Annotated in this window: 21 protein-coding genes; 7 read left to right on the plus strand and 14 right to left on the minus strand. The window is 68.3% G+C overall.

The window, feature by feature from the left end; genetic code table 11:
* Positions 1-166: 166 nt before the first annotated feature.
* The 4 genes from R4823_RS20555 (at position 167) to R4823_RS20570 (ending at position 4,419) form a co-directional block, all read left to right on the plus strand.
* Complete coding sequence (locus R4823_RS20555; RefSeq protein WP_087837297.1) at positions 167-1,306, plus strand: FAD-dependent monooxygenase; 1,140 nt, start codon at positions 167-169, stop codon at positions 1,304-1,306.
* A gap of 56 nt (positions 1,307-1,362) precedes the next feature.
* Positions 1,363-2,301, plus strand: coding sequence for a tripartite tricarboxylate transporter substrate binding protein (locus R4823_RS20560; protein WP_243724470.1), 939 nt, complete (start codon positions 1,363-1,365; stop codon positions 2,299-2,301).
* Positions 2,302-2,352: 51 nt separating this feature from the next.
* Positions 2,353-3,192 carry an IclR family transcriptional regulator C-terminal domain-containing protein gene (locus tag R4823_RS20565; RefSeq protein WP_087837299.1) on the plus strand — a complete coding sequence of 280 codons (840 nt, stop codon included), beginning with the start codon at positions 2,353-2,355 and terminating at the stop codon, positions 3,190-3,192.
* A gap of 324 nt (positions 3,193-3,516) precedes the next feature.
* Positions 3,517-4,419, plus strand: a complete 903-nt coding sequence (locus tag R4823_RS20570) for a LysR family transcriptional regulator (RefSeq protein ID WP_087837300.1) — start codon at positions 3,517-3,519, stop codon at positions 4,417-4,419.
* Between the two features lie 73 nt (positions 4,420-4,492).
* Here the strand turns inward: R4823_RS20570 and R4823_RS20575 are convergent, their stop codons facing one another.
* The 12 genes from R4823_RS20575 to R4823_RS20630 form a co-directional block, all read right to left on the minus strand.
* Positions 4,493-5,221 carry a TerC family protein gene (locus tag R4823_RS20575; protein ID WP_087837301.1) on the minus strand — a complete coding sequence of 243 codons (729 nt, stop codon included), beginning with the start codon at positions 5,219-5,221 and terminating at the stop codon, positions 4,493-4,495.
* A 200-nt stretch (positions 5,222-5,421) separates the two neighbouring features.
* On the minus strand, positions 5,422-6,126 hold the full coding sequence (locus tag R4823_RS20580) for a TerC family protein (protein WP_087837302.1): 705 nt from the start codon (positions 6,124-6,126) through the stop codon (positions 5,422-5,424).
* 59 nt (positions 6,127-6,185) lie between these two features.
* Positions 6,186-7,067 carry a succinate--CoA ligase subunit alpha gene (gene sucD, locus R4823_RS20585; RefSeq protein ID WP_087837303.1) on the minus strand — a complete coding sequence of 294 codons (882 nt, stop codon included), beginning with the start codon at positions 7,065-7,067 and terminating at the stop codon, positions 6,186-6,188.
* A gap of 35 nt (positions 7,068-7,102) precedes the next feature.
* Complete coding sequence (gene sucC / locus R4823_RS20590) at positions 7,103-8,266, minus strand: ADP-forming succinate--CoA ligase subunit beta (RefSeq protein ID WP_087837304.1); 1,164 nt, start codon at positions 8,264-8,266, stop codon at positions 7,103-7,105.
* A gap of 373 nt (positions 8,267-8,639) precedes the next feature.
* Positions 8,640-10,265 (minus strand): hemagglutinin, encoded by a 1,626-nt coding sequence (locus R4823_RS20595; protein WP_338615948.1) that lies wholly within the window; start codon positions 10,263-10,265, stop codon positions 8,640-8,642.
* A gap of 68 nt (positions 10,266-10,333) precedes the next feature.
* Positions 10,334-10,636 carry a hypothetical protein gene (locus tag R4823_RS20600; RefSeq protein ID WP_165963096.1) on the minus strand — a complete coding sequence of 101 codons (303 nt, stop codon included), beginning with the start codon at positions 10,634-10,636 and terminating at the stop codon, positions 10,334-10,336.
* A gap of 56 nt (positions 10,637-10,692) precedes the next feature.
* Positions 10,693-11,181 carry a recombination regulator RecX gene (gene recX, locus R4823_RS20605; RefSeq protein ID WP_338615949.1) on the minus strand — a complete coding sequence of 163 codons (489 nt, stop codon included), beginning with the start codon at positions 11,179-11,181 and terminating at the stop codon, positions 10,693-10,695.
* Positions 11,168-12,247, minus strand: coding sequence for a recombinase RecA (gene recA / locus R4823_RS20610; protein WP_087837307.1), 1,080 nt, complete (start codon positions 12,245-12,247; stop codon positions 11,168-11,170). The genes recX and recA overlap by 14 nt, the downstream gene beginning before the upstream one ends.
* Positions 12,248-12,377: 130 nt before the next feature.
* Positions 12,378-13,418 (minus strand): MaoC/PaaZ C-terminal domain-containing protein, encoded by a 1,041-nt coding sequence (locus R4823_RS20615; protein WP_279819780.1) that lies wholly within the window; start codon positions 13,416-13,418, stop codon positions 12,378-12,380.
* On the minus strand, positions 13,411-14,298 hold the full coding sequence (locus tag R4823_RS20620; protein ID WP_165963097.1) for a CoA ester lyase: 888 nt from the start codon (positions 14,296-14,298) through the stop codon (positions 13,411-13,413). The genes R4823_RS20615 and R4823_RS20620 overlap by 8 nt, the downstream gene beginning before the upstream one ends.
* Positions 14,299-14,338: 40 nt before the next feature.
* Positions 14,339-15,076: a GntR family transcriptional regulator gene (locus tag R4823_RS20625; protein WP_087837310.1), complete on the minus strand. Its 738-nt coding sequence runs from the start codon at positions 15,074-15,076 to the stop codon at positions 14,339-14,341.
* Positions 15,077-15,087: 11 nt separating this feature from the next.
* On the minus strand, positions 15,088-16,287 hold the full coding sequence (locus tag R4823_RS20630) for a CoA transferase (protein WP_338615952.1): 1,200 nt from the start codon (positions 16,285-16,287) through the stop codon (positions 15,088-15,090).
* 113 nt (positions 16,288-16,400) lie between these two features.
* On the opposite strand from R4823_RS20630, the gene R4823_RS20635 reads away from it, so the two are divergent.
* The 3 genes from R4823_RS20635 (at position 16,401) to R4823_RS20645 (ending at position 19,606) form a co-directional block, all read left to right on the plus strand.
* Positions 16,401-17,378, plus strand: a complete 978-nt coding sequence (locus R4823_RS20635) for a tripartite tricarboxylate transporter substrate binding protein (protein ID WP_338615953.1) — start codon at positions 16,401-16,403, stop codon at positions 17,376-17,378.
* A 79-nt stretch (positions 17,379-17,457) separates the two neighbouring features.
* Positions 17,458-18,147 (plus strand): response regulator transcription factor, encoded by a 690-nt coding sequence (locus R4823_RS20640; RefSeq protein ID WP_087837313.1) that lies wholly within the window; start codon positions 17,458-17,460, stop codon positions 18,145-18,147.
* A gap of 16 nt (positions 18,148-18,163) precedes the next feature.
* Positions 18,164-19,606: a sensor histidine kinase gene (locus R4823_RS20645; RefSeq protein WP_279819788.1), complete on the plus strand. Its 1,443-nt coding sequence runs from the start codon at positions 18,164-18,166 to the stop codon at positions 19,604-19,606.
* 13 nt (positions 19,607-19,619) lie between these two features.
* Here the strand turns inward: R4823_RS20645 and R4823_RS20650 are convergent, their stop codons facing one another.
* Both R4823_RS20650 and R4823_RS20655 read right to left on the minus strand, forming a co-directional pair.
* Entirely contained in the window at positions 19,620-20,723 is a 1,104-nt protein-coding gene (locus tag R4823_RS20650) for an aromatic ring-hydroxylating dioxygenase subunit alpha (RefSeq protein ID WP_132979427.1), read from the minus strand.
* 34 nt (positions 20,724-20,757) lie between these two features.
* Positions 20,758-21,735 (minus strand): PDR/VanB family oxidoreductase, encoded by a 978-nt coding sequence (locus tag R4823_RS20655; protein WP_132979428.1) that lies wholly within the window; start codon positions 21,733-21,735, stop codon positions 20,758-20,760.
* Positions 21,736-21,754 lie beyond the last annotated feature (19 nt).

A 21,754-nucleotide genomic window follows, 5' to 3' on the forward strand; every position in this document is an offset into this window, starting at 1 on the left:
TGCGCCGGCCTTCGCTCGGCGCCTCCCCCGCTCCCCCCCTTTCCGACGTGCGCCGCTTCCGGTGCGCGCGCTATCGCTTTCGTGGCTTCCCCCTATTGCCTCCATCCTCCGGTAGGCTTTATATTCAAAAAAAGTTTTCCCATACAAAACATCAAGGAAGGAAAGCATGACGGAAGTCGACATCGCGATCGTCGGGGCGGGCATAGGCGGCATGGCCGCGGCCATCGCCCTGCATCGCGCGGGATTCAAGGTGGGGGTCTACGAACAGGCGCCCAGGTTCGGGCGCGTGGGCGCGGGCATCAACCTTACGCCCAACGCGGTCAAGGTGCTGGACGGACTGGGCGTGGGCACGGTGCTGCGCGCCACGGCCTACGAACCCACCTGCCGCATCAGCCGGCTCTGGGACAGCGGCCGGGAAACCTCGCGACTGGAATTGCACGCCCAGGGGGCACGGCGCTACGGGGCGCCCCAACTCACCATCCATCGCGCCGACCTGCTGTCGGCGCTGGAGGCCGCCCTGCCGGCCGGCTCGGTCCGCCTGGGCGCCAAGGTGGCCGGCGTCGGCCAGGACGAGCGCCATGCATGGCTGGAACTGGCCGATGGAACGCGGGTATCGGCGCGCGCCGTGGTCGGCTGCGACGGCATCCATTCGGTGGTCCGCGAAGCCATCGCCGGCCCCGAAGCCCCCCGCTTCACCGGCAAGGTCGCGTTCCGCTCCATCGTGCCCACCGCGCCGCTCGCGCGCTACGACCTGACTCCCACCACCAAGTGGTGGGGTCCGGATGCCTCCAGCCAGATCTTCACCTTCCTGATCGACCGAGGCCAGCGCGAGCTGTTCGTGTTCGCCACCGTGCCCGAGACCGAATGGACGCACGAGTCCTGGTCGATCCAGGGACACAAGGACGAACTGCTGCGCGCGTACGCAGGCTTTCACGAGGAAGCGCTCGCCATCCTGGAAGGCTGCGACGTCGTCCTCAAGACGGCGCTCTACGCGCGCGACCCCATGGTGCGCTGGACCCATGGCCGCGTCACTCTGCTGGGCGACGCCTGCCATGCCATGCTGCCCTTCATGGCCCAGGGCGCCGCCATGGGCCTGGAGGACGCCGCGGTGCTGAGCCGCTGCCTGGGCGAAGCCGGGAACGACGTGCCCGCCGCCCTGCTGCGCTACGAACAGGCCCGGCTGGAACGCGCCAGCCGGATCCAGCGCGGCTCGCTGCAGAACGACTGGCTGCGCTCGGACACGAACGCCGACTGGGTCTATGGCTACGACGCCTGGACCGAACCCCTGCCCGAGCGGGCGCACTGAACCCTTCCCTTTCCAGCGGAGTCCTTGCCATGCACAGACGACATTTCCTCGGCACCATGATCGCGGCGGCGGGCGCCGGCGCGGCCCCGGCCACGCGCGCCCAGTCCGGCTTCCCCTCGCGCCCCATCCGCATGCTGGTGGGCTTCGCGCCCGGCGGCGCCACCGACGTCGCGTTCCGCGTCCTGGCGCAGAACGCGGCCGCCATCCTGAAGCAGCCGGTCGTGGTCGAGAACAAACCGGGCGCCGGGATGGTGATCCCCGCCCAGATGATGCAGACCACCGCCCCCGACGGCTACACGATCGCGCAGATCGCCGTATCGGTGTTCCGCACGCCCTACCTGGTCAAGACCGCCTGGGATCCGCTCAAGGACCTGAAATACATCATCGGCCTGGCGGCCTACCCCTTCGGTCTCGTGGTGCCAGCTTCCTCGCCCATCAAGACGGTGGCCGACTACATCGCCTACGCCAAGGCCAACCCCGGCACGATGACCTACGGCACGCCGGGCACCCTGTCCTCGCCCCACCTGACGATGGAAGACCTGGCCTTCCAGGCCGGCGTGAAATTCAACCACGTGCCCTACAAGGGCGGCGCCGAAGCGCTGGCCGCGCTCCTGGGCGGCCACATCATGTCGCTTGCCGACGGCCCAAGCTGGGCGCAGTACGTCGAGTCGGGGCAACTGCGCCTGCTCGCCACCGGCGGCGAAACGCGCAGCGCGCGCTTCTCGGCGGCGCCCACGCTCAAGGAACTGGGCTACGACATCGTGCAGAACGCCCCTTTCGGGCTGGCGGCCCCGCGCGACACCGATCCGGGCGTGGTCCGCATCCTGCACGACGCCTTCAAGCAATCCATGGACATGGACAACTACCGCGCCGCGCTCAAGCAGTACGACCTCGAGCCCGCCTACCTGAGCAGCGAACAGTTCACCCGCTTCGCGGCGGACACCATGCAGAAGGAAAAGCTGTTGATCGACCGGATAGGGCTGCGCAGACTATAAAATGACCGGGCGCAAGGCGCTCCGCCTTGCGACCCGTCCCATCTGGCCCCTATGACCGAACCCCAGCTGCCGGCTACCGACGACGGCGACGACGCGCCCGACCATGCTTCCGCTCCCCGCAAGGACCCGTACTGGGTCGATGCGCTCGCCCAGGGCCTGTCCGTGCTCGAAGCCTTCGATTGCGAACAGCCCTCGCTCACCCTGACCGAACTCGCGCAGCGGCTGGGCTGGAGCCGCAGCAAGCCGTATCGCTTCGTGCACACGCTGGAGAAACTGGGTTTCCTCGAACGCGAGGAAGTCGGCCGGCGCTACCGCCTGACCGCGCATGCCATGAAGCTCGGCTTCGCCTACCTGAACCGCCTGCCGCTGGTCGAGCTGGCGCAGCCGATCATGAACCGGCTGCGCACCGAGGTCGGCGCCTCGGTGCACATGGCCATCCTGGACCGCGACGAGCTGGTCTACGTGGCGCAGGCCCGCATCCCGCTGCCCACGTCGATCGACATCCACGTCGGGTCCCGCATGCCGCCGCACTCGTCCTCGATCGGACGTATCCTGCTGGCCTACAAGCCCCAGGCGGACATCGCCCGCATCCTGGACGGCGCGCCGATTCCCGCGCTGACCGAAAAATCCACGGTGGACCCCGCCGCGTTCCGCGCGTTGCTGGATACCGCGCGCGAACGCGGCTACGTCTACAACGACGAGGAATTCCACCGCGGCGTGCGGTCGATCGCCGCGCCCGTGCTGAACGCACAGGGGGAAGTGGTGGCGGGACTGAACGCGACCTCGATGATCTACACCTTCACGGACGAGGTCGTGGCCGGGACCGTGATCCCGGCCGTCGTGCGAGCGGCGCGGGAATTGTCGCTGGCACTGGGCTACCGCGAGCGGTAGCCCCGGGCGATTCAGCGCAGGTACGACACCGCGACCGCGATCACCACGCCGACGGCGCCGATCAGCACCAGCATCTGCATCAGCGTCAATCCTTTCTGCAAGCTCTTCATTCCATCCTCTGGCGCCGCCCCGCGGGGCGGCAATAAGAAAACACGCGTCGAAATCCGACGGGGCATTAGGTTAGCCTGTTTCACGCCGCCCGATGGCGCGGGCGCCCCCGGAATGAACATGGTCGCCCACCGAGCGACCAGCCTCCGGTGTGGCGGGTCTATATTTGCAGATTGAGCCCAGTATCCACCCATATCGCTTGCGTCGAATTCAACAATGAAGACCACCCTGGACGAGTTGCAGGCCTTCGTGGCCGTCGTGGACACGGGCTCGATCACGGCGGCCTCGGAAGTGCTCGGGCTAACCATTTCCGCCACCAGCCGCACCCTGGGACGGCTGGAGGAGAAGCTCCAGACCACCCTGCTGCGCCGCACGACCAGGCGGCTGGAGCTGACCGAGGAAGGCTCGACCTTCCTGCGCCATGCGCGCGCCATCCTGGCTTCGGTCGACGAAGCCGAGGAACAGATGGCGGCCCGGCGCCTGCACCCGGCAGGGCGGTTGCGGGTCGATGCCTCCACGCCTTTCATGCTGCACGTCCTGGTGCCGCTGCTGGACGGTTTCCGCGCCCGCTACCCCAAGGTTGAACTGGAGCTCGATTCGAACGAAGGCATCGTCGACCTGATCGAAAAGCGCACCGACGTGGCCTTCCGCATCGGGGCCTTGAAGGATTCCACCCTGCACGCCCGCCCCGTCGGCACCAGCCGCATACGCGTGCTTGCCAGTCCCGGCTACCTGGCGCGCCACGGTTCGCCGGCCGATCCGGAACAGTTCGAATCGCACACGCTGCTGGGTTTCACCCAGCCCGAGACGCTGAACGACTGGCCGGTGCGCGACGCGGACGGAAACACCTTGCGCATCCGGCCCACGATCGCCTCGTCCAGCGGGGAAACGCTGCGGCACATGGCCCTGGCGGGCCAGGGCATCGCCTGCCTGTCGGATTTCATGACCGGCGACGACCGCCGGCAAGGACGCCTGGTGCAATTGTTTCCCGGGCGGACGCTGGACGTGCGCCAGCCGATCAACGCGGTCTACTACCGCAATACCGCCCTGGCCTCGCGCATCACGGCTTTCGTGGACCACGTCGTCCAGGCGCTGGGCAAGCGCCCTTTCGACGCATGATGCGCTCCAGAACGACAACGCCCTGCCGAGGCAGGGCGTGCCGCGCACCGGGCCTGGCGGCCCCGCGCTCCGATCAGGCGTGGCTGGCCTGCGCCGCCTTCTTCCGGCGAGCCAACCACATCCCCACGCCGACGACGACCAGCGCGCCTATGATTTCCGCGGCATAGGTGATCTGCGTGTTGTAGGCCGCCAGCGAGGTCGGCTGGATCACGTGCGACTGGACCGCGACGTCGGTCGCCAGCATGCCGCCGGCAATCCATCCCAGCAGCGCGCCGCCCAGCGTCACCACGATGGGGAAGCGGTCGATCAGCTTCAGGACCAGCGTGCTGCCCCAGATGATGATGGGCACGCTGACCAGCAGGCCGAAGATGACCAGCCCGATCTGGTGGGACTCATCCGCCTGCTGGGCCGCGCCCGCGATGGCGATGACGTTGTCCAGGCTCATGACGAAGTCGGCGACGATGATGGTCTTGATCGCCCCCAGCAGCGTAGCGCCCCCTTCGATGTTGTCGTGCGACTCGTCCTCGGGCACCAGCAGCTTGATGCCGATCCAGAACAGCAGCACGCCGCCCACGACCTTCAGGAAGGGGATCTGCAGCATCGTGACCGCGAAGGCGATGAGCACGACGCGCAGCACGATCGCGCCCGCCGTCCCCCACAGGATCCCCTGCATCCGCCGCTTGGCCGGCAGATTGCGGCAGGCCAGCGCGATGACCACCGCGTTGTCCCCGCCCAGCAGGATGTCGATCAGAATGATTTGAAATACGGCCGCCCAGCTGAGCGTCTGGAGAAATTCAAGCACGTGTAGCTCCCTAAGCCAGATCCGGACGAGCGAATCTTCCTGTGCGGAAGATTGGCTCTTCCCTTTTTTTGAATTCACGACACCTTTCGGAGGAAGCTCCCACACACCCGCATGATGGAAGACTTCCCGCCCCGAAGGCGAAACCGGCCCGGCATCCCATGCCAGGCCGGCGTACTACGATGATGAAGCGTTGCCGGCCGTCAAGCGGGCTGGTCGCCGGAGCGGCGCCGCGACATCAGCACCTTGCCCACGACCAGCACGATCAGGGCCCCGACCACGCCCGCGGCAATCTCGGCGCCATGATGGCTCAACCCCATGGACGCCTCGACGGCCTCGGTATGCAGCGCGGGATCGTTGACGAACAGTTCGCCGGCGATGAACCCCAGCAGCGCGGCACCCAGCCAGACGATCAGCGGGAAGCGCTCGATGACCTTCAGCAGCAGCGTGCTGCCGAAGATCACCAGCGGGATGCTGATGGCCAGGCCCAGGACCAGGAGCACGGTATTGCCCATGGCGGCGGCCGCCACGGCAATCACGTTGTCCAGGCTCATGACCAGGTCGGCGATCAGGATGGTGCGGATGGCGGCCATCAGGCCGTCCTTGGCCAGCTTGCCTTCGTCCTCTTCACCTTCCGGCAGCAACAGCGAAACACCGATGTACAGCAACAGCAGCGAGCCGATCAGTTTCAACCAGGGCAGTTGCAGCAACTGGGCCGCAACCAGCGTCAGGATGATACGCATCACGATGGCGGCCGCAGAGCCGATCACGATTGCTTTCTTTTGTTGATGGGCCGGCAGCGAACGAGCCGCCAGCGCGATGACCACCGCGTTGTCCCCCGACAACAGGATGTTCACCCAGATGATTTGAATGAGAGCCAGTACGAAGGCCGCTGAACCAAATTCCACGCTTCTCTCCTGAAATGGCGACGGGCGCGGTGATCAACCGCGCCCGTCTCTCTTCTGTTTTACAGCACGGACTTGAGCAGTTTGCCCATCTCGGACGGGTTCTTGGTCGTCTTGATGCCGCAAGCTTCCATGATGTCGAGCTTGGCCTGGGCCGTGTCGGCGCCGCCGGAAATCAGCGCGCCGGCGTGGCCCATGCGCTTGCCGGCCGGAGCCGTCACGCCCGCGATGAAGCCGACCACCGGCTTCTTCATGTTGTCCTTGGCCCACTGGGCGGCGTTCACTTCGTCCGGACCGCCGATTTCGCCGATCATGATGACGGCGTCGGTATCGGGATCGTCGTTGAACATCTTCAGCACGTCGATGTGCTTCAGGCCGTTGATGGGGTCGCCACCGATGCCGACGGCGCTCGACTGGCCCAGGCCCAGTTCCGTGACCTGCGCCACGGCTTCATAGGTCAGGGTGCCCGAGCGGCTGACGATGCCGATGCGGCCCTTGCGGTGGATGTGGCCGGGCATGATGCCGATCTTGATTTCGTCGGGGGTGATCAGGCCGGGGCAGTTGGGTCCGAGCAGCAGCGTGCGCTTGTTCTCGGCGCGCATGCGGTTGCGGACTTCCAGCATGTCGCGGACGGGAATGCCCTCGGTGATGCAGATGGCCAGGTCCAGGTCGGCCTCGACGGCTTCCCAGATGGCGGCGGCGGCGCCGGCGGGCGGCACGTAGATGACCGACACGTTGGCGCCGGTGGCGGCCTTGGCTTCGGCGACGTTGGCGTAGATGGGCACGCCTTCGAAGTCCTCACCGGCCTTCTTGGGGTTCACGCCGGCCACGAAGCAGTTCTTGCCGTTGGCGTACTCGCGGCACATGCGGGTGTGGAACTGGCCGGTCTTGCCGGTGATCCCCTGCGTGACGACCTTGGTATCTTTGTTGATCAGAATCGACATTTCGAGTCCTTAATATCCTGTGCTGGGCGCAACGATTACTTCTTGGCGGCGGCCACGACGGCGGTGGCGGCTTCGGCCATCGTGTCGGCGCTGATGATGGGCAGTCCGGAGTCGGCCAGCATCTTCTTGCCGAGCTCTTCGTTGGTGCCCTTCATGCGCACCACCAGCGGCACGCTCAGGCTGACGGCCTTGCACGCGGCGATCACGCCTTCGGCGATGACGTCGCAGCGCATGATGCCGCCGAAGATGTTGACCAGGATGGCCTTCAGGCCCGGGTTCTTCAGCATGATCTTGAAGGCTTCGGTCACCTTCTCCGCCGTGGCGCCACCGCCGACGTCCAGGAAGTTGGCCGGCTCGCCGCCGAACAGCTTGATGGTGTCCATGGTCGCCATGGCCAGGCCGGCGCCGTTCACCAGGCAGCCGATGTTGCCGTCGAGCTGGATGTAGGCCAGGCCGAACTTGCTGGCTTCGATTTCGGCGGGGTCTTCTTCGTCGGTGTCGCGGTAGGCCACGATCTCGGGGTGGCGGAACAGCGCGTTCGAATCGAAGTTGAACTTGGCGTCCAGGGCGATGATCTTGCCCGAGCCGGTGACGATCAGGGGGTTGATCTCGGCCAGGTCGGCGTCGGTCTCGACGTAGCAGGTGTACAGCTTCTGGATCTGGTCGGCCGCGTCGGCGATCGAGCCTTCGGGAACGCCGATGCCGCGGGCCAGTTGCGAGGCTTCCTCGGTGGTCAGGCCCTTGGCGGGATCGACGAACACCTTCAGGATCTTCTCGGGCGTGGCGTGGGCGACCTCTTCGATCTCCATGCCGCCTTCGCTCGAGGCCATCACGCAGACGCGCTGCGAGCTGCGGTCGGTCACGATGCCGACGTACAGTTCCTTCTTGATGTCGGCGCCTTCTTCGATCAGCAGGCGGCGGACCTTCTGGCCTTCCGGGCCGGTCTGGTGCGTGACCAGCTGCATGCCCAGGATCTGGCCGGCCAGCGTACGCACTTCCTCGATGGAGCGGCCCAGCTTGACGCCGCCGCCCTTGCCGCGGCCGCCCGCATGGATCTGGGCCTTGACGACCCACACCGGGCCGCCCAGCTGTTCAGCGGCCTTGACGGCCTCGTCCACCGAGAACACGGGGATGCCGCGCGGAACGGTGACGCCAAATTTCTTCAGAAGCTCTTTGCCCTGATACTCGTGGATTTTCATGCGGAGCCTTCGCTGTCGGGTAGACGTTGAATGTTCGGTTGGAAAAGACCAGCGCCATGACGGGTCATGCGCCTGGATACGGATGGGGATAGCCCAGGCGTAGCCGCGGCCGGGCAAACAAAAGCCCACGGACCTGTGCTCGGGACGAGCAAAGTCGCGGGCTGTCGCATAGCGAGGCGATTGGCGGTTACGGGCATGCGCTAAGGTGCCGATTGCATCGGGGGCGCCGGCAGATTCCGGGCGTGGCCGGGAGGCAATGGGCGGGCGATAAAACCCGGAGAGTATAGCACCCCTGCCCCCGGCTTCCTTCAACCCCCGGCGGGAACGCCCTCCGGCACGCGCGCCGGACGCCAGGCGCGCCCGGGCCCTTGAGCTACTGGACGACGACGGTCAGGGCCGAGCCTGCCGGCACCGCCACGGTTTCCGAGTACGACGCGCCCGACGGCCGGCGCACCACGGGGAAATGGCCCGAGGCCTTGAGCGTGGACGGCGAACTGGACGGTAGCGTGCGCAGCGATGCGTAATCGGGGCCGTTGATGGCGGGCAGGTCGTAGCCGCCCTGCGTGCGGCGCGGATAGCCGAACCCGGCCGGCGGCGATGCGGGCAGCAGGGCCAGCGCCGCGCCCCAGTCCCGCAAGGCGGGCCGCGCGCCCGCTCCGCCCGCCTGCCTGACGGCCTGGTCCAGCAGGGTGAACGAATCGGTGGACGAGGTGCTGCGCAACAGGCTGCGATAGAAATCCGTGCCGTATTGCCGCAGCAGGTAGCCGCCGAAGTTGGCGGCGATGGGATACGAGAAGCAGCTGGAGGACACGCTGGCGTCCCAGCCACGGATGTAGTCGCAGTTCTGGCTCTGGTGCAGCCAGTTGCCGTAGTCCCCGTCGCGCAGCGGGTTGAAGCCCGGCACCACCCGGCCCGAGGCCAGGTCCTCCATCATCAGGGCCGAGGTCTCTTCCAGCCAGACCGCGAAGCGGTTGTCCGGACTCACGCCCGTGCGCGCGGCCCGCTGGTAGAAGTTGACCATGTGGGTCATCTCGTGCGCCAGCGTCGTATAGCCGGTATTCCGGCCCGCCTGGCCGCCCAGGTACATGGTTTCGGTGTCCAGGAACAGCACCACCGCTTCATTGCTGAGCGCCTCGTAGCTTTTCAGGAAGGCATTGGCGCTGAAGAAATAGCCGATCACGCCCCAGGGCTTGCCATCGGGCGTGATGTTGGACAGCACGATGTGCAGGTCCTGGTCGGGACCGATGTAGCCGCTGCCGACGGTGGCGCCCCAAGGCGCGCCCGCGAGATCGGTCACGATGGGATAGACGGAGTCCTGGTTCGACGAGAACCGGCTCTTCAGGCTGTCCAGCAGGGCCTCGCTCACCTTCGCGGCGGACCGCTCGCCGTCCTGCACCCAGATGTTCAGCATGCGCCCGTCGGTGGCTGCCCAGCGGCGGGCCAGGGTGGCCTGGAACCGCGTGCCGCTGCTGTCCTGCCATTCCCGCGTATCGCCTTCGACCGCCGCCCGCACGGCGGTGGCGGGGCCCTGCCGCGTCGATGCCCGGGGCTGGGACGCTCGATCGACCGGCGGCTGGTAGTCGCGGATGTGCGCGGGAATCTGGTTGACGCCCGGCAGGTGATCCGGATCGGCCGGGGCTTCGATTTTCGATGAGGCCGCGGGACGATCCGCCACCGAGGCGCTGATCGAGGCCATGCCCGCATCGCGGTCGGAAACGTTGGTGAAGACCAGCGTGACGGTACGGCCATTGACGCCATTGAGAGCGATCGGCACCGACGTGCCCGAGCTCGAACCGCTATTGTCGTAGCGCCAGATGCCCACGCCGCTGCCGCGGTAGGTCTGCGCATCGGCGGCGCCGCATTGCGCGCCGCTGCATGCCACGGACAATGCCCCCGATCCGGAGACCTCGCCGCCCCCGCCGCCACCACAGGAAGCCAGCAGCGCCGCCAACGCAATCCCGGCCAGTGTCCGGATGGTACCCACGGTATCGCGATTCATCTTGCCCCCGCAGAAGAAGCTTACGCGCAACATACCATGGCGCGCGGACCAGGGCCTGTTCACAGGCCCTATCGGATGGACTGCACCTGCAACTGGGCGGGCATCCCGCCGCCCGCCTCGCCGGCGGCGCGCGCCACCGTGCCGGTGACCGTGACGGTGCGCGATTGCAGGTCCTGCATCTGCTGACGGGTCAGGCCGCGCAGGTCCCATTGCCGGTCGCCCGACTCGAGCACGGCGACGACGAAGGGCTCGTTGCCCTTGAGCACGATGCGTCCTTCCAGCGTGATCACGTCGCCCGCCCGGGGGGCGGGCTGGGCACAGGCCCACAGGCTGGACACACTCAGGCACAGGGCCAGCAACAATGCACGCATGGCAGCCTCGCGGCGAAAGGGGATGCGGAAAGTGTACGGGCGTTCCGGCAAGCGGCCTAGCCCTGGCCGTCGTCCAGGTCATCGAGGTCCACACCTCGCAACACCTGCCTGATGGTGGCCTGGCCGAAGCCCCGGGACATCAGGAAACGCACCTGCTTGGCACGCTGGCTGGCATCGGCCGGCAGCGTGCCGAAGCGCTTGCGCCACACATCGCGCGCCCGGGCCAGTTCGGTGGCTTCCAGCGTGTCCCGCAGTTCGGCGATCTGCGTGTCCGCCACGCCGTGCTGGCGCAGCTCATGCATGATGCGCAAGGTGCCCTGCTTGGCCGCCAGCCGGTGCACCACGCTTTGCGCATAGCGCTGGGTAGACAGCCAGCCTTCCTTCTCCAGGCTGTCGAGCACGGCGCGAACCTCGTCCTCTTCCCCGAAACGGGCCAGCTTGCGGCCCAGTTCCAGGCGGCTGTGTTCGCGCCGGGACAGATAACCCACCGCCCGGGCCTTCAGCGAAGGGCCGGAGGCGGGCTTGCCGTCATCACTCGTCTTCAAGCTCGGCTTCGGTCACTTTGCCGGCGCCGGCCACCCGGGCTGCCACGCCCAGGCTGTCGCGCACGCGGTTCTCGATCTCGATGGCCATTTCCGGGCGTTCCTTCAGGAACTCGCGGGCGTTGTCCTTGCCCTGGCCGATGCGCTCGCCGTTATAGCTGAACCACGAACCGGACTTCTCGACGATGCCCGCCTGCACGCCCAGGTCCAGGATCTCGCCTTCGCGCGAGATGCCGGCGCCGTACATGATGTCGAACTCGGCGCTCTTGAACGGCGGCGACACCTTGTTCTTGACGACCTTGACGCGGGTCTCGTTGCCGATGACCTCGTCGCCCTTCTTGATGGAGCCGGTGCGCCGGATGTCGAGGCGGACCGAGGCGTAGAACTTCAGCGCGTTGCCGCCGGTGGTGGTTTCGGGGTTGCCGAACATGACGCCGATCTTCATCCGGATCTGGTTGATGAAGATGACCATGCAGTTGGTGCGCTTGATCGAGGCGGTCAGCTTGCGTAGCGCCTGGCTCATCAGGCGGGCCTGCAGGCCGGGCAGGGAATCGCCCATCTCGCCTTCGATTTCGGCCTTGGGCACCAGCGCCGCGACCGAGTCGATGACGATCAGGTCGACCGCGCCCGAGCGCACCAGCGCGTCGGTGATTTCCAGGGCCTGCTCGCCGGTGTCGGGCTGCGAGATCAGCAGGTCGGTCAGGTTCACGCCGAGCTTGGAGGCGTACTGGACATCGAGCGCGTGCTCGGCGTCGATGAAGGCGCAGGCGCCGCCCAGCTTCTGCATTTCGGCGACGACCTGCAGCGTGAGCGTGGTCTTGCCCGACGATTCCGGGCCGTAGATCTCGATGACCCGGCCGCGCGGCAGGCCGCCCACGCCCAGGGCGATGTCCAGGCCGAGCGAGCCGGTGGAGACGACCTGGATGTCGTGCTCGACCTCGTTGTCGCCATAGCGCATGACCGAGCCCTTGCCGAACTGCTTTTCGATCTGGGACAGCGCGGCGGCCAGGGCCTTGGTCTTTTCGTTCTGGGCAGCGGCTGCGGCCTTGGAAGCTTTGGTGTCGTCCATTCTGGGATCCTTGGGTTGATGGGCGAATTATGGCACTGCCCGACACTGTATAAAAAAACAGTATGGGACTGCAAGCTCCCAGGCCAAATTAACAACGGAATTCTGGAAAAACGGACGCGGAGGCGTCCGCTCAGTACCCCGCCCTGGCGTAGGGGTTGCTCCCCCGCCGGTACACCATCAGCGCGCGCCGGTAGCGGTTGATCATCTCCCCCCGCTGGTTGCGCGCCTCGGTCAGCACCGTCACCACGCCCTGGTCGGGCCGCGAACCCGACAGCCGCGTGCCCTCGACCGTGGACCGGGCCTCCAGCGTGTCTCCCGGCATCAGGTCGGCGCCGAACTCCACGTCGGTCCATCCCAGGTTGACGGTGACCCGGCCGAAGGTGCGCGTGGACAGCGCCACGGCCACGCCTATCCCCCAGGTCTGCGGCACGACCGGCGCCGCCAGCCCCAGCGCCTGCGCGCAGGCGTGGTCGTGGCTTTGCGGCTGCCACTCCATGGCGCGCAGCGCGTGCAGCGTGGATTCCTCGGCCAGCAGGGTCTTGCGGGGGCTGTGAATGAAGGTTTCCCCCTGCCGCAGGTCCTCGAAGAACAGGCCGGTCTGCTCGACCCAGGCGCCGTCCCCGCGCGCGGCATGCGACAGGAAGCGGGCCTCGTCCGAGGCCGAAGCGCCGGCGATCACGTCGGGCCCGGCCGCGCCGTGCCACAGCTCGGCCACGTAGCGCAGCTCGGCCACCTGCTCGCCGCGCTGGTTGTAGCCGCGCGTGAGCAGGCTGGCGCGCCCCAGGTGCGCATCCACCGGCTCGGTGGCCAGCACCTCGGTCTCGACATACAGGGTGTCGCCGCCGAACATCGGCCGGGTCAGCGCGATATTGGACATGGACACGATGCGGCGCCGCCGGCCGAAGGTCTTGGAGGTCATGCCGATCAGCCGCTGCAGGGTCAGCGTGCTGACCATCAGGGGCCGCTTCCAGTCGGTCAGCCCGGCGTAGCAATCGTCGTAGTGGACCATGGCGGCGTTGATGGAATCCAGGGCCTCGGCCACGTTGTCCTGTTGCGAGAACGTGATGCCCGGCCGATGGACGAAACGCTGCCCGGCGGACAGGTGCTCGAAGCCCAGGCCGAAACGCTCGGCATACAGGCCGTCTCCCAGGTGGTAGTAGGAACTATGCATGATGGTCTCCAGCGGCGGATGGGTTCGGCGCGGCGGCACGCCGCAGGATGCGCAGGGCGCTCTGGTAGACGGGCTCGTCCACCATGGTGGCGCCCACCGCGCAGGCGCGGCGGCCCGCGCGTTCGTAGGCGGCGGCCACTTCGCTCGCCCACGCCAGCCGGCGCGGATCGGGCGCGAAGGCCTGCACGATGATGGGCCACTGGCGCGGATGGATGGCGAGCTTGCCGGAGAAGCCCATGGCGCGCGCCCGCTCGCAATCGGCGCGCAGGTCGGCGTCGTCGTCGATGGCGATGTGCGGCACGTCCAGCATGGGCACGCCGCTGCCGGCGGTCTCGAACACCAGGCGCCCGCGTACGTAGGCCAGCGCGTCCCAGGCGTTGTCCGCGCCGGTCTCGGCGCTGAAGTCCGCGGCGCCGAAGGCCATCGCCGCCAGCCACGGTCCGGCCTGCGCGATGCCGGCCGCGCGGCGCACGCCCTGCGGCGACTCCACCAGCGCCATCAGCCGCAGCGCGGGATTGGCCGCGGCCGCGTGCGTGCGGACCATGCGCAATTCGGAGGCGTCCTCGGCCTTGGGAACGGCCACGAGATCCAGGGCGGGCAAGGCGCCCGCATGGGCCAGCGCATAAAGGTCCTCCAGGCCCGCGGGCGTCTGCGGGGAAGACACCCGCAGCGCCACCATGGGCGCGCCCGGACCGGCCGGGGGCAGCGCCGCCAGCCAGGCCAGGGCGTCGCGCCGGGCGGCGGCCTTGTCGGCCGCCGGCACGGCGTCCTCGAGGTCGATGATGACGCCCGGCGCGCCGCCGCGCAGCGCCTTGTCGTAGCGGTCGGGCCGGTTGCCGGGACAGAACAGGAAGGTGGAAGGAACGACGGGATGGGTCACGCGGGCTCTCCGGGACAAGGTCGCGGCCCGCGCGATCGGATCAGCCGATCGGCTCTCGCCGCATCACGGTGCTGAACAGGTGCCGCCCTTCGGGGAAGAGCCCCACCGAAGCGACGATCAGGTCTTTCTTGGCGCCGTAGTACCAGGTGCGCGTGCGCAGCGTCGGCGTGCTGAAGCGCGTCTGCAGCAGCCCGGCCTGCGCCCGGGTCAGCCGCACGGCATCGATTTCCTGGCGGATTTCGCATACCCGGTCGCCGCGCCGCTCGGCCAGCCATTCGGCCACCGAGGCCCGGTAGCCGTCCAGTTGCTCGAGCGCGTCCGCGTACAGCGGCGGGACGTGGTGTTCGCTGTAGACGACCGGCGGCGCGCCCTCGGCCTGCCGCAGGCCGGTCACCCGGACGAAGCGCTGGCCGGCGGGCAGCCGCAGCGCGCGCGCCGCCCCCTCGTCGCCGTCGACCTCGCGAATGTCCAGGATGTGGAAGCGGAAGCCGCGGGTGAAGCGCAGGATGTCGTCCACCGTGTTGCCCACGTGCACGAAATTGCCCGAGGGCTGCGCCGACTCCACGCGGGTCCCGATGCCGGGCCGGCGGCTGACCAGCCCCTGCACCTCCAGCTCGCGCAAGGCCCCGCGCACGGTGATGCGGCTGACGTTGAACTGCTGTCCCAGTTCGTTCTCGGTGGGCAGCAGGCTGCCGGGCGGATACTCGCCATCGCGGATCCGCCGGATCAAGGTCTGGGCCAACAGCTTGTACTGCGAGCCGGCACTGCGCTGGAACATGAGGCGACACGTCAGAGAACACCAAGGGTCCTTAGTCTACCTTGCTCCTCTTCGCCGATCCCGATGCCGGCCAGCAGCTCGCGGGTATCGGCGCCCATGGCCGGCGCCGGTCCGACGGCGGCCGCCGGCCGCGACGTGCGCAGCGGACTGTCCAGTACCCGCAGCGCGCCGCCGCCCGCCAGGTCGACGCGGCGGATGCGGCCGTCGGCCTGCGCCAGGGGCGCGTCCAGCGCCTGCCCCACGGACCACACGGGCGCGGCGGGCACCGTGCCGGCGAAATGCCGCATCCACTCGGCCGTGGTGCGGGCCGACAGCGCCTCGTCCAGCAGGCGGGTCAGCTCCTCGCGATGCCGGCCCCGGGCGCCGAAGTCGACGAAACGCGCGTCCGCGATCCACTCCTGCCGCCCGATCCGCTCGCACAGGTTGCGCCAGAATTTTTCCTTGTTGCACATCAGGTAGATCCAGCCGTCGCCGGTGCGATAGAGCTGGCACGGCGTGAGCGAGGGATGGCCGGACCGGGGCTGGCGGTCGGTCTCGGCCGCGCCGTTCAGGTACCACGCCGCCACGTAGTTGAGGTTGAACAGCGCGACGTCGTACAGGCTGGTGTCCACGTCGCATCCCTTGCCGCTGCGCGTGGCCTCCAGCATGCCGCTGAGCAGCCCCACCGACATCATCACGCCGGTCATGTAGTCGACCAGCGACAAGCCCATGCGCGAGGGCGCCGTGTCCGGCTCGCCGGTCAGCGAGAAATAGCCCGCCTCGGCCTGCATCAGATAGTCGTAGCCCGGCCAGGCCGCGCGCTCGCCGGTGCGGCCATAGGCCGATATGTGGGCGCAGACCACGGCCGGATTGACGTCCTTCAGGTCTTCGTAGGTCAGGCCCAGCTTGCCCGCGACGTCGCCGCGCAGGTTGTCGACCACGCCATGGGCCGTGGCCGCCAGCTTGCGGAACACCGCCCGCCCCTCGGGGTGGGCGAGGTTCAGCGTGATGCTTTTCTTGCCCTGGTTCAGGCTCTGGAAGAACAGGCTTTGCGCGCTGTCGGGCAGGCCGGCCAGGAAATGCGGCCCGACCTGCCGCGACACGTCGCCGCCCTGCGCGGTCTGCTCGATCTTGATGATTTCGGCCCCCAGCGCGGCCAGCAACTGGGTGCCGAAAGGCGCCGCGCCGTACTGCTCGACGGCAAGAATACGGAACCCGTGAAGTAGCGACATGAAGCTCCCCGGACGGTGTGGGACAAGGACATCTTGAGTTTGTTATAACAATATATCAAAATCCGGAAACAGAAAAGCCGACCGATGGCACTATTCCCGAGGAGACCCTTCCCATGAACAAACTGCTCTTGCTGCTCTGCCTGGCCTTGGGCCTGGCCAGCCAACCCGCCCAAGCCGACCAGGCGTTCCCCAGCAAGCGGGTACGCGTGGTCATCCCCTTCCCGCCCGGACAGGGGTCGGACATCCTGGCCCGCGCCATCGGCGACAAGCTGGCGCAGAAATGGGGGCAGCCCGTGGTGGTGGAGAACCGCGCCGGCGCCAACGGCTCCATCGCGCTGCAGGAAGTGGCGCGGGCCGAGAGCGACGGGTACACGCTGCTGGTCACCTCCAACTCTCCGGTCGTGATCAACCCCAACCTGTACAAGCACCTGCCCTACGACGTGGGACGCGACTTCCAGCCCGTCGCGCTGCTGGCCGGCACCGACATGCTCATGGTGGTGAACGCGCAGTTCCCGGCCACCACGCTATCCGAGGTCATCGCCCAGCTGAAGGCCAATCCCGGCAAGTTCAGCTACGGATCGCCGGGCACGGGCTCCACCAGCCATCTCAGCATGGAAGTCTTCAAGCAACTGGCGGGCGTGGACATCGTGCACGTGCCCTACAAGGGCAGCCCGCCGGCGTTCACCGACCTGATCGGCGGCTCGATCAAGCTGATGATCGACGCCCTGCCCAGCGCCATGCCCCAGGTGAAATCGGGCCGGGTCCGGGCCATCGCCATCACCAGCAGCGACACGCCGTCCACCCTCATGCCGGACGTGCCGCTGGCCAGCAGGGCAGGCCTGACCGGCCTGCCGGGACGCGCCTGGTACGGCATGTTCGCGCCCAAGGCCACGCCCCCCGCCACCATGGCGCGCATCGTCGCCGACGTGCGGGCGGTGCTGCAGACGCCCGATATCGTCGCCAAGCTGCCCCAGCTCGGCCTGGAGGCCGTGGAACCCATGACGCCCCAGGAATTCGGCCGCTTCGTGGACAAGGAAACCGCCTACTGGGCCGACGCGACGCGCCGCACGGGGATGTATCAGATCGAATAGCGATAGTGACGGGGACGCGCGCCTGGGGGACAATGCATCGGGGCCCCTCGACGCATTCCCCCGAAGCTACAATTCCCCCATGCGCATCCTCATCGCCGAAGACGACAACATCCTTGCCGACGGCCTGTCCCGCTCCCTGCGCCAGAACGGCTACGCAGTCGATGCCGTCCACGACGGACTCGAGGCGGACTCCGCGCTGGCGGCGCAACCCTTCGACCTGCTGATCCTGGACATCGGCCTGCCCCGGCTCTCGGGCACCGAAGTCCTGCGCCGCCTGCGGGCGCGCAACTCGCACATGCCGGTCCTGATCCTGACCGCCGCCGACAGCGTGGAGCAGCGCGTCAAGGGGCTGGACCTGGGCGCCGACGACTACATGGCCAAGCCGTTCGCGCTGTCCGAGCTCGAGGCCAGGGTCCGGGCGCTGACGCGGCGCGGCGCGGGCGGCGGCCCGGCGGTGCTGCGCCATGGCCGCCTGGCCTTCGACCAGGTCGGCCGCGTGGTGACCATAGACGAGCAGATCGTGGAGTTGTCCGCGCGCGAAGTCAGCCTGCTGGAAGTCCTGCTGTCCCGCAGCGGCCGCATGGTCAGCAAGAAACAGCTGGTGGACCACCTGTGCGAATGGGGCGAGGAAGTCAGCACCAACGCCATCGAGGTCTACGTGCACCGGCTGCGCAAGAAGCTGGAACCGGGCGGCGTCAAGATCGCCACCGTGCGCGGGCTGGGATACTGCCTGGAACGCGAGCCCGGCGCCCAGCACGGCGCGGCTTAGGACCTGTTCCGGGAGCATGGACGACGACCACAAGGGGCCGCAGCCCATCCCCGCCGTCGAACGGCCGGCGCACTCGCTGTTCGGCGAGATCCTGGACTGGATGCTGGTACCGCTGTTCCTGCTGTGGCCGGTCAGCGTCGCCATCACCTACGTGGTCGCACAGTCCATCTCCGTCGCTCCCTACGACCGCAGCCTGGCCAACAACGTGCTGGCCCTGGCCCAGCAGATCAAGGACGTCAACGGCCGGGCCCGGCTGCAACTGCCGGTCTCAGCGCGCGAGATGCTGCGCGCCGACGAAACCGACAGCGTGTTCTACCTCGTGCTGGGCAGCCGCGGCGAATACCTGGGCGGAGACCGTGAACTGCCGCTGCCGTCGCTCGAGCGCCCGCTGCCCGGCATCGTCCAGTACCGCGACGACGTGATGCGCGGCTTCGCGGTGCGCGTGGCCTATACCTGGGTGTCGCTGCCCACGATCCCGGGCGCGCAGCCGGCGCTGGTGCAGGTGGCCGAGACGCTGGAGAAACGATCGCAACTGGCCAACGAGATCATCAAGGGCGTGGTGCTGCCTCAGTTCGTGGTGCTGCCGCTGGCGGTGGTGCTGGTGTGGTTCGGCCTGTCGCGCGGCATCGCCCCGCTGGGCCGGCTGCAGGCGCGGCTGCGCGCACGGCGGCCGGACGACCTGTCGCCGATCGACGATCGCGAGGTGCCGCAGGAGATCGCGCCGCTGGTCGGCGCCATGAACGAGCTGCTGCAGCGCCTGTCGGCCAACGTCGACGCGCAGAAGCGCTTCGTCGCCGACGCGGCGCACCAGTTGAAGACCCCGCTAGCCGGCATACGCACGCAGGCCGAGCTGGCGCTGCGCAATGCGAGTCCGGAAGACATGGAGGCCAGCCTGCGGCACCTGATCTCGGGCGCCGAACGGGCCACGCGCCTGGTGAACCAGTTGCTGGCGCTGGCGCGCGCCGAGGACAAGGGCAGTCCCGTGGACGTCTCCGCCCGGGTCGACCTGCTGGCCATCGCCAGCGACCAGACGCAGAACTGGGTGCACGAGGCGATGGAGCGCGGGATAGACCTGGGCCTGGAAGGCCCGGAAACGCCGGTCCTGGTGGCCGGCAACGCCCTGCTCCTGGCCGAGCTGGTCAACAACCTGATCGACAACGCGCTGCGCTACACCCCGGGCGGCGGCACCGTCACCGTGCGCGTGGCGGCAGCCGCCACGGGCGCGACGCTGGACGTCGAAGACTCCGGCCCTGGCATCCCGCCCGAGGAACGCGAATTGGTGTTCGACCGCTTCTACCGGATCCTGGGGTCCAACGCCGAAGGCAGCGGGCTGGGGCTGGCCATCGTGCGCGAGATCGCCCAGCGGCACGGTGCCACCCTGGCGATATCGGACAACTCCCAGGACACCGCCTCCGGCATGCCCGGCACGCGCATCAGCGTGAGCTTCCCGCCGGCCTGAAGCCCGCGGCCGCTCAGAAGTCCAGTCCCGCCTCCCGCGCCGCCATGTCATACAACGCGCGGCGCATCAGCAGGCCGGGCTTGTCGGGCGCGAAATTGAGGTCGAACTGCGGTTCGGTGTCGCGCGTCACCACGTCCAGTATCCACTCCAGCGCATCCACGTCCTCGAGATAGGCCTTGGACGAGGCCTCGTGCAGGTAGGCGTCGGCGGCCGGATCGTCGAGGTTGGAGTCGCGGCTGTTGAACCACCAGTAGTGGATGCTGCCGTTGGTCTCGGGCGTGAAGGCGTGGGTGATGTTGAAGCGATAGGTGCGCGGCGCGCCGCCGGCATCGTGGTTGTCGACGATGCGGGCGAAGGCGACGTGCAGGCCGGGCGAGGCGAAGCGGGCCTCGGAATAGCGGTCCACCGGCTTGCCGGTCAGGCCGGTGGGCACGCCGTAGACGTCGGGCGGCGGCGAATGCTTCAGCGCACGGTCGATGATGACCACGTCGCCCTCCTGGCGCACGTCCAGCTTGCTGCGCGCGTACTCCGGCGTGCCGATGGCGCCGGGATGCAAGAAGGGGAAGTGGGTCTGGTCCAGCAGGTTCTCGTGCATGGAAACGTAGTCCGCCTTCATGTGGAAGGACCCGCCCACGCTCTTCCATGCCGGGCTGGCCAGCCAGCTCGTGTCCGGGATCAGGGCCGGGTCGGCATGGTCGGGATCGCCCATCCATATCCACACCAGCGGCGCCCGTTCGACGATCGGAAAGCTGCGCACCTGGGCATGGGTGGGGACCAGCGGCATGGACGGCATCTTCACGCAGCGGCCGGAGGGATCGAAGCGCATGCCGTGATAGCCGCACATCAGCTCGTCGCCGTCCAGGCGGCCCCTGGCCAGCGGAAAGGAACGGTGCGGACAGCGGTTGCGTACCGCCACCGGCTCGCCGGCCTGGGTGCGGTACAGGGCGACGTCCACGCCCAGGAAACGGCGGCTGCTCAGCTCGCGGGTGATCTCGCTGGACAGGCCCGCCACGTACCAGCAGTTGCGCACCAGCGGCGTGGCGTGATCGGCGAAGCCGCCGGGCTCGAAGGAAAAGTCGCTGCGGAGTTCGGGAATGGGGTCGGCGATGCGGTTCATGATGGCGCGCTCCTGAAGGAATGGCTCGGAATGGTCAGGCGTCCAGCACCAGGCGCGTGCCGCGGATGCGCGACACGCAGATGCACAAGGTCTGGCCCGCGGCACGCTCTTCTTCGCCCAGATAGCGATCGCGATGATCGATGGGGCCGTCGGCGGAGACGACGGGCAGCGGGCACAGGCCGCATTCGCCGCGCGCGCAGTCCCACAGCACCGGCACGTCGGCCAGGCGCAGCGCATCCAGGATGCTGGCGTCGGGGCCGACCTGGACGGTCCTGCCCGTGCGGCGCAGTTCGACCTCGAAGGCCGTCTCGTCGCCCGTGGGTCCGGCGGTGAACACTTCGCTGCGCACGCGGCCGGGCTCCCACCCCAGCGCGGCGCCTGCCTGGTGGGTAGCGGCGACCATGGACGCGGGGCCGCACACATACACGCGCACCCCGTCCGGCTGCGAGGCGAGCAGGCCGCGCAGGTCGAACACGCCCGCCTCGTCGCTGTAGTGGAAGCGCACGCGGTCGCCGGCCACCTGTTCCAGCACGTCGCGATAGGCCATGGCCGACGGATCGCGTCCGGCGTACACGACGCTGTAGCGACAGCCCCGGCGGGCCAGGCTGCGCGCCATGGACACGATGGGCGTCACGCCTATGCCGCCGGCGATGAGCAGGGTGCGGGCGTCGCGCCGGTCCAGCGGGAAATCGTTGACCGGCGCGGCGACGCGCAGGCGCGTGCCCGGCGCGAAGGTATCGTGGATGAAGGCCGAGCCGCGCGCCCGGTCCTCCCTTTGCACGGCGATGCGATAGACGTGCCGCGGATCGTCCGGGCCGGCCAGTCCGCCTATCAGCGAGTAGTGCCGCACGATGGGCCCCCGCTCGCGCGACACCATGTGCAGCGCCACGTGCGCCCCCGGCTCGTAGCGCGGCAGCGGCCGGCCATCGGCCGAGGCCAGCAGATATTCCTTGATGCGCGGCGTCAGCGGCCGGGCCCCGGCCACCACCACCTCGAAGTGCTTGCTTGCCACGACTGTGCTCCCGTGCGGC

This window comes from Pigmentiphaga sp. CHJ604, from assembly GCF_036972535.1.
In the GTDB taxonomy this organism is placed as follows: domain Bacteria; phylum Pseudomonadota; class Gammaproteobacteria; order Burkholderiales; family Burkholderiaceae_B; genus Pigmentiphaga; species Pigmentiphaga daeguensis.